The following is an 8290-nucleotide window of genomic DNA, read 5'->3' on the forward strand; positions in this document are numbered from 1 at the left end:
TAATGATCCCAGAACTTGGTTATTTTTCTTTAACGCTTGCCATGGTGCTAAGCGTTTTATTATGTGTTTTTCCGCTGTGGGGGGCACATACCGGTAATTTACGCTTAATGCGTGCTGCCCCTTCGTTAGCGGTAGGGCAATTTGTATTTGTATTTATTTCGTTTGCCGCCCTTATTTATGCCAGCCTTACAAATGACTTTACGGTTGCATATGTGGCGTATCATTCAAGTAGCTCTTTGCCTTGGTATTATCAAATAACCTCAACTTGGGGTGGGCACGAAGGCGCTATTTTATTATGGTTATTGATGCAAGCAGGTTGGACAGCTGTTGTTGCACTGCGCTCTAAAGCACTACCTTGGGTATTGCGTGCTCGTGTACTTGGTGTGCTTGGCTTTTTAGGTGTTGGCTTTATGATGTACACCTTATTGCTTTCAAGCCCATTTGAGCGTTTATTACCTTATTTTCCGGTAGAGGGGCGCGACTTAAATCCGCTACTACAAGATCCGGGTATGATCATACACCCGCCGTTACTTTATATGGGTTATGTAGGGCTATCTGTAGCGTTTGCTTTTGCAATTGCGGCACTTTTAACTGGCAAGCTAGATAATACTTGGGCCAAATGGTCTCGTCCTTGGACTATGACCGCGTGGGGCTTTTTAACTTTAGGTATTACCATAGGAAGTTGGTGGGCGTATTCAGAACTTGGCTGGGGCGGTTGGTGGTTTTGGGATCCAGTAGAAAATGCATCTTTAATGCCTTGGTTAGTAGCAACGGCACTTTTACATTCATTGAGTGTGACAGAAAAACGTGGTGTATTTAAATCATGGACAGTGCTGTTAGCAATTGCAGCATTTTCGCTTAGCTTACTGGGCACCTTTATTGTGCGCTCAGGTATTATTGTATCTGTGCATGCCTTTGCGACTGACCCTGATAGAGGCTTATTTATACTGGCTTTTTTAGCGATTGTTGTTGGTGGCGCATTAGCACTTTATGGCATGCGCGTATCGCAAGTGCGAAGCGAAGGGCGTTACAAATTAGTATCGCGCGAAGTAGCACTGTGGCTAAATAACATATTTTTAGTGGTTGCTACTTTAATTGTATTACTAGGTACTTTATTACCTATGGTACACAAAGAAATGGGCTTAGGCAGCATTTCAATTGGCGAACCATTTTTTAATAAGATGTTTGCAATACTGTTAGTGCCATTTGCTATTTTAATGGGTATTGGGCCGTTTTTACGCTGGAAGCAAAATAAATGGGCGTTTTTACAAAATAAAATACTAATGGGTGTATTAGTTAGCATTATTATTACCTTTGCTTGGTTATTCTCTAGCTATGATGTGATTGCACCGCTTACCTTATTAGCAACCACGTTAGCAGTATGGATTGTAATTACAACGGGTATTGATTTGTACAGTAAAGTTACCGTTCATAGCACCTTTAAAGAAGGCTTTAAACGCTTAGGTTTAGGTTATTGGGCTATGGTACTTGGCCATATAGGTATTGCCTTTGTAATTGCTGGCGTAACCCTTACTTCGGCATACTCTGTTGAGCGCGACGTATCAATGAAACCAGGTGATACGGTGCAGCTTAATCAGTATCAATACCGCTTTGAAGGGGTAAAAAATGTTCGCGGGGCTAATTACAGTGGCCATGCGGGTGTTGTATCGGTATTAAAAAATAACAAGCTAGTTACTCAGTTACATGCCGAAAAACGCCGTTACGATATTGGTATGCAGTTTATGACAGAAGCAGCAATTGATGCAGGCTTCACACGCGATTTATACCTAGCGTTAGGTGAGCAATTAAGCGAAGGCGCGTGGTCATTACGAATTTATCATAAGCCATTTGTGCGTTGGATGTGGATTGGCGGTATATTAATTTCGTTAGCAGGGTTTGTAATTTTATTTGATAAACGCTATCGCACCTCATCGCCTCAATCAACAAAAGAAACAGCGGAGAGCGAAGCATGAATCGTAAGCTTTTAGCTATAGCACCGTTACTGGTTTTTGCTTTTATTTGTGTGTTTTTATTCCAAGGGTTATTTGCTAACCCAAGGGAAATACAAACAGGGCGATTAGGGCAATCTATGCCAGAATTTAGCCTGCCAGATCTAATGCAAGATAATAAGCTGTGGAGCAATGAGCAGTTAAAAGGTGAGGTTTATTTATTAAATGTATGGGGTACCTGGTGCCCTACATGTTTAGCAGAGCTAGGCTACTTAACTAAATTGCGCGAGCAAGGCGTTAAAATTATAGGCTTGTACTATGTGCAAGGTTACGATGCCGATTTTGACGGGCCATTTGATATGCAAGCACTGCGTAGTGACGTAACCAATATGCTAACGCGTGCTGGCGACCCATATCAGTTTAATATTTTAGATTTACATCGCACACTGTCGTTAGATTTAGGTGTGTCGGGTGCGCCAGAGACTTTTTTAGTTGATAAAAGCGGCACCATTTTGTTACACCATATTGGTGATATAAATCCGCGAGTGTGGCGTGCTAAGTTTGCACCAATTATGCAGGAGCTCAAATAATGAAGTGGTTGTTATTAACCCTTAGCCTTTTTGTCAGTATGGGGGCGCTTGCTCAGCAAGACCGTTACCAATTTGACAGTAACGAGCAAGCGGTTCGCTTTGAAGAGCTAACCAAAGAGTTACGTTGCCCTAAGTGTCAAAATCAAAATATTGCCGACTCTGATGCGGTAGTAGCAAAAGATTTACGCGAGCGAGTATTAGCTTTAGTAAAAGATGGTAAAACGAAAGACGAAGTAATAGATTATATGATCGATCGTTATGGCTACTTTGTACATTACGATCCACCAGTAACCCCTGCAACTTTAGTGCTGTGGGTTTTACCGGTATTGATTGTAATTTTTGGTTTTGGTTTTATTGTTATTCGCCAACGCAAAGCATCGGTAAAACAAAGCTGGAGCAACAACGACGAAGCAATATTAGTTAAATTAATTGCTAAAAATAAACGTCAGGAGCAAAGTTAAATGATTTTAATGTGGGCGTCTTTTACTTTACTCACACTTATCGCACTGTTGTTTGTGATGTTGCCTTTTTTAAAAAAAGAGCGTGTTAAAACCATTACGCACAATGCGAACGCAGAACTTATTAGTATTTATGAACAGCGTTTAGTTGAGCTACAAAACGACTTAGAAAACCAGCGAATTGATGCACAAAATCACAGTGAGTCAGTGATCGAGCTCAAACGTCGCTTACTCAATGAGCTCTCTCCAGAAAAGTCACTTAATAGCCGTGGTAATAATCGTATTTTTGCCTTAACAGGCGGTGCGTTTGTGATTGCCCTAACCGGTATTTTTTACTCTATGACCGGTAATCAGCAGCAAATATCGGCTTGGCACGATGCTATGGATAACTTGGCAGAGTACGGTGAGCGAGCTGTTATGCAAAAAGGCGAGCCGCTGAGTGAAAACGAGCTGCAAGCATTTGCATTGGCACTGCGAACTAAGCTTAGCCAAACGGGGGATGACGAAATTGCTTGGATGTTACTGGGCCGTGTGGCTATGTCATTGAACGAATTTGATATGGCGCAGCAGTCGTTTGATAAAGCGTTGCAAATGAATCCTGCCAATATGCAGGTGCTTATTAGTTACAGCCAAGTGCTGTTACTTGAGGGCAGTGAAGCAAGCATGACACGTGCTGCAGGTATGCTTTCAAAAGTACTGCAAGAAGAGCCGCAAAATTTAGATGCTATTTCTTTATTGGCACTCATTGCTTACGAACGTAAAGATTGGGTACAAGCAAAAGCAGCGTTTGAAGTATTACTTGCCAGTATGGATAAAGCAGATACCCGCTATAATATGATTGCGCAGCGTATTAGTGAGATAGAACAACAGCAAGCACAAAATGTTGACGTTACAAAGAGTGCAGCAATTAAAGTGACAGTAAATATAAGTACAGAGCTTAAAAATAAACAACCTGAAAACGGAATTTTATTTGTTTTTGCAAAAGCGTTAAATGGCTCTCCAATGCCAATAGCGGTTGTTAAGCTTAACGAGTATCAATTTCCTATTACAGTTGAACTAAGTGATGCAAACTCTATGGTTGCAGGGTTAAACTTGTCAAGCGCAGAAGATATAGTTATTACTGCACGTATCTCTAATGATGACTCAGTAATGCCAAGTAGCGGTGAGTTAGAAGGGCATTCAGCAGCGTTAAAACGTGAAAGTACCCGTCAGTTGCAACTGCAAATAGACACATTAATACCTTAAGGATATGCGATGTTAAAACATGGTTTAATTTATATATTTTTGTTAGTGCTGGCCGGGTGTGCACAAGTACCTGATAGCCAAAAGGACGAGCGCGATCCACTACAAAATATTAACCGCCCAATATACGATTTTAATATGGATGTTTTAGACACATATATATTAAGACCGGCCGCCGTAGGGTATATCACGGTGACTCCTGTACCAGTGCGTCAAAGCTTAGTGCATTTTACTAATAATATTAGTGCACCGGTAGATATGATCAACGCAGGCTTACAGGGTAAACCAAGTAATGCCAGTGTTAGCTTAGCGCGCTTTTTAGTTAACTCGACCGTAGGTGTTTTTGGGTTATTTGATGTGGCCAGCTCATTAGGGCTAGAACATGTAGATGAGGATTTTGGGCAAACATTAGGTGTATGGGGAGCAGGGGATGGTGCTTACTTGATGCTACCTGCTATGGGGCCTTCTACAGCGCGTAACTTAACCGGTGATGTGGTTGATAACTTTGTTTTACCTGAAATAGCGTTAACTACACCACAAACAATTATAGTGTTTGCTTTAAAGGCTGTTGAGGCCCGTGCATCACTAATTGCGCAAGAAGGTTTATTGAACGATTCACTAGACCCTTACTTATTCATTAAAGATATTTATTTTCAACGCCAATTATACGAACTTTACGACGGTAACCCGCCAATCAAAGAAGAGCCTGATGACTTTGATGAAGATTTTTTAGAAAGTTTGTAAACCTATTAAAAACGCCAGCAATGCTGGCGTTTTATTTTCTCATTAGTGATTAGAAAGTTGTTATTAAACATTGCTCATTAACTGCATTTGCTCGTTCACCCAGCTAATTGCTTCGTGGTAAGCATCGGGTACTTTATCATCTAAACCAAGTTGTTGGCTGATCTGATTAGCTGCCAGCCAGTTGCCTTGCTCATAAAACTTAACCAAGTTTAAGTAGCTTGCAAGCAAGCCCTCATCATTAAGTAAAGCGGCTTTAATCTCATTAGATAATGGCAGCTTTTGCATCACACTTTGCATGCTTTCATCTAAAATAGCATCCATAAGCGACATCATGCCGGTTAAAAAAACCATTCCAGTGTCTTTAAACTTACCATGCGAAATAGCCAGTAACTCACTAAAACGCGCCCGAGTGAGCGATAACCTAATTAGCTCCATAGGCTTATCTGTTGAAACTTGCGCTGCAAATAATAAAGATAAAAGCTTTTTAATTTCATTGGCACCAAGGGTGATAAGCGCTTGTTTTATTGTGCTTATTTTTGCACGTCTAGCAAATGCTGCAGAGTTTGAATAACGCAGTAACTTATAAGATAGATTTACATCTCGCTCAAATATATCGGTGATCTTTTTTAGATCCATATCAAGCGTTGAGGTCTCATAAAGTAGTTCGGCTAATGTCATACCAGAGGGGGGAAGCGCTTTACTTTGGATCATCTCTGGTTTTGAAAAGAAAAACCCTTGAAAATAATCAAAGCCAAGTTCCAATGCTTGGTTATACACCTCATGGGTTTCAACTTTTTCAGCAAGTAATTTTAGATGTGGATAAGGTTTTAAATCATCAATAATTGTTTTAATTGTTTCTATATTACAGGTTAAAAAGTCAATTTTTATAATATCAATAAATGGATAAAAGTGGCGCCACACAGGTTGATGAATGTAGTCGTCTAAGGCTAATGTATAACCTTTTTCTTTTAAGTCTTTAACAATAGCAAGTAAACGCTTACCAGGTTGCACCGTTTCGAGTATCTCTACCACCACAGCGTCTTTACTCAGTAAAGTAGGGTAGCCTTTTAGTAAAGTTTCTAGAGTAAAATTGATATATGCTGGTTTATTGTCAGTTAAATCCTCAAGGCCAAAATTAAACTGGCTGCCTTCTATTAGGCGTGTTGTTGCCTCATCTCCATCTATATCGGGAAACACGTTATTTACACCATCACGAAATAGTAATTCATAGCCAATAAGCTTTTTATCGCGATCTAAGATCGGTTGGCGTGCAGCGTAAAAGTACATAAAAAATTCCGTATAGATAAAAAATAACTATTGATTGTAACAATATATGGCAAAACATTAAAAATAGCATGATGTAAATAAGCTTATCTTAGATTAATAACATACTTTTAATAAGTTACAGAGGTTTTGATTTAAATATATACGCTTTGTTTGTTTTTAATTCACTAAAGTTGACATGTTGGAATTTTAACTATTACCCATGCTATAGTGACAGAGAATGGTTTTTATCCCAATACTGTCTTAACTATAATATTTTAAGAGTCATTATTTGGATCAAAAGCCTGTTGCAATTTATTAGTGGAGGCGAGTTTGGAAACAGGAATGATTATTTCACTAGCATTATACTTTGTTGTAATGCTAGGTATAGGATTGTATGCATTTAAGCAATCAACCAGCGATGTTTCAGGTTACATGTTAGGGGGCCGTAATTTATCACCAAGTGTTGCTGCGCTATCTGCAGGTGCATCTGATATGAGCGGTTGGTTACTTATGGGCCTTCCCGGCGCTATGTATCTTTTTGGTTTGAGTAAGGTTTGGATTGCGATTGGTTTAGTGCTTGGTGCTTGGGCAAATTACTTCTTAGTTGCACCTAGGCTACGTGTTTATACTGAAAAAGCGAATGATTCAATTACGATCCCGGATTATTTTGCAAATCGCTTTGCGGACAATAAAAATATATTACGTGTTATTTCAGCTATTGTTATTATTGTTTTCTTCACACTTTATACCTCATCTGGCGTGGTTGCTGGTGGTAAGTTATTTGAAAATTCATTTGGAATGAGCTACGAAGTTGGCCTATATGTCACTACGGGTGTTGTAGTACTTTATACGCTTTTTGGTGGTTTTTTAGCGGTAAGTTTGACCGACTTTGTACAAGGTTGCATTATGCTTATAGCGCTATTAGTCGTACCTATAGTAACGTTTACTATGCTTGATCACCCAGTAATGGAAACGCTTGCTAATGCAAGCTATGACCTGTTACTTATCTCGCCAAAGGCCAGTGAAGTTCATTCTCTAAATATGCTAGATTGGTTTGCTGGTGGCTCTACTATCGCAATTATTTCTGCGTTAGCTTGGGGCTTTGGTTACTTTGGTCAGCCTCATATTATAGTACGCTTTATGTCGGTACGTTCAGTTAAAGATATTCCAGCAATGCGACGCATTGGTATGTCTTGGATGACATTATCTGCAATAGGCGCAGTACTAACTGGTTTATTTGGGGCAGCCTTCATACTAGAAAATGAAATGCCGATAAATGATAAAGAAACAATATTTTTAGTGTTATCAGAATTGGTTTTTCATCCATTGATTGCTGGCTTTTTATTAGCAGCTATTTTAGCGGCTGTAATGAGTACTATCTCTTCACAATTACTAGTGTGTTCAAGCTCGTTAACTGAAGACTTTTATAAAATATATCTGCACCGCGAAGCCTCTCAAAAAGAGCTGGTTTTTGTTGGGCGTATTAGTGTGGCATTAGTGGCTATGTTTGCTATTTACTTAGCTTACGATAGAGATAGCTCTATTTTAGACTTAGTGAGTAATGCGTGGGCAGGCTTTGGCGCTGCATTTGGACCACTCGTATTGTTTAGCCTTTACTGGAGAAGAATGAACTTTGCTGGCGCCTTAGCAGGCATGTTAGTGGGGGCTTCAACAGTACTTATATGGATATACGCACCAATTACCATTAATGGTGGGAGTTTAAGTAGCGTTATTTATGAAATAGTCCCAGGCTTTATTTTATCAAGTATTGCGATTGTATTAGTTAGCTTAATGACCAGTGAGCCAGCTAAAAAAATTACAACCTTATTTGATGAAGTAGAACAAGAACTATAAAAAGTTATAAACAAAAAAAGGGAGTAACCTAGGTTACTCCCTTTTTTTGTTTGCCCAGCGAAGCTGGCAAACTCGATAGGCTGAAAGATGCCTTATTACCCTGACTAAGGGGAAGATAATCTGAATGGCAAGGGCGTCACTGGCCAACGGTGGGGTCTGAAGGAAGCCATCAGAAGTTAGAGGTACA

Annotated in this window: 7 protein-coding genes; 6 read left to right on the forward strand and 1 reads right to left on the reverse strand. The window is 39.7% G+C overall.

Features of this window, described 5'->3' with window-relative positions; all coding sequences use genetic code 11:
• Window positions 1-2 precede the first annotated feature (2 nt).
• From HC000_RS05190 to HC000_RS05210, 5 genes are read left to right on the forward strand one after another with little or no spacing between them, the layout of a single operon-like run.
• Window positions 3-1973 (forward strand): heme lyase CcmF/NrfE family subunit, encoded by a 1971-nt coding sequence (locus HC000_RS05190; RefSeq protein ID WP_179807116.1) that lies wholly within the window; start codon window positions 3-5, stop codon window positions 1971-1973.
• Window positions 1970-2539: a redoxin family protein gene (locus tag HC000_RS05195; protein ID WP_179807117.1), complete on the forward strand. Its 570-nt coding sequence runs from the start codon at window positions 1970-1972 to the stop codon at window positions 2537-2539. The genes HC000_RS05190 and HC000_RS05195 overlap by 4 nt, the downstream gene beginning before the upstream one ends.
• Window positions 2539-3000: a cytochrome c-type biogenesis protein gene (locus HC000_RS05200; RefSeq protein WP_179807118.1), complete on the forward strand. Its 462-nt coding sequence runs from the start codon at window positions 2539-2541 to the stop codon at window positions 2998-3000. The genes HC000_RS05195 and HC000_RS05200 overlap by 1 nt, the downstream gene beginning before the upstream one ends.
• Window positions 3001-4242, forward strand: a complete 1242-nt coding sequence (ccmI, locus tag HC000_RS05205; RefSeq protein WP_179807119.1) for a c-type cytochrome biogenesis protein CcmI — start codon at window positions 3001-3003, stop codon at window positions 4240-4242. It abuts the gene before it with no gap.
• A gap of 9 nt (window positions 4243-4251) precedes the next feature.
• Window positions 4252-4983 (forward strand): VacJ family lipoprotein, encoded by a 732-nt coding sequence (locus HC000_RS05210; RefSeq protein WP_179807120.1) that lies wholly within the window; start codon window positions 4252-4254, stop codon window positions 4981-4983.
• Between the two features lie 63 nt (window positions 4984-5046).
• Here HC000_RS05210 and HC000_RS05215 read toward each other — a convergent pair whose 3' ends face one another.
• Complete coding sequence (locus HC000_RS05215; protein ID WP_179807121.1) at window positions 5047-6270, reverse strand: HDOD domain-containing protein; 1224 nt, start codon at window positions 6268-6270, stop codon at window positions 5047-5049.
• Between the two features lie 321 nt (window positions 6271-6591).
• On the opposite strand from HC000_RS05215, the gene putP reads away from it, so the two are divergent.
• The gene (putP, locus tag HC000_RS05220) at window positions 6592-8103 is read left to right on the forward strand and encodes a sodium/proline symporter PutP (RefSeq protein WP_275942345.1); all 1512 of its coding nucleotides are present in this window, start codon (window positions 6592-6594) and stop codon (window positions 8101-8103) included.
• Window positions 8104-8290: the final 187 nt, after the last annotated feature.

It is taken from the genome of Pseudoalteromonas sp. MIP2626 (assembly GCF_013414205.1).
Lineage (GTDB): Bacteria > Pseudomonadota > Gammaproteobacteria > Enterobacterales > Alteromonadaceae > Pseudoalteromonas > Pseudoalteromonas nigrifaciens.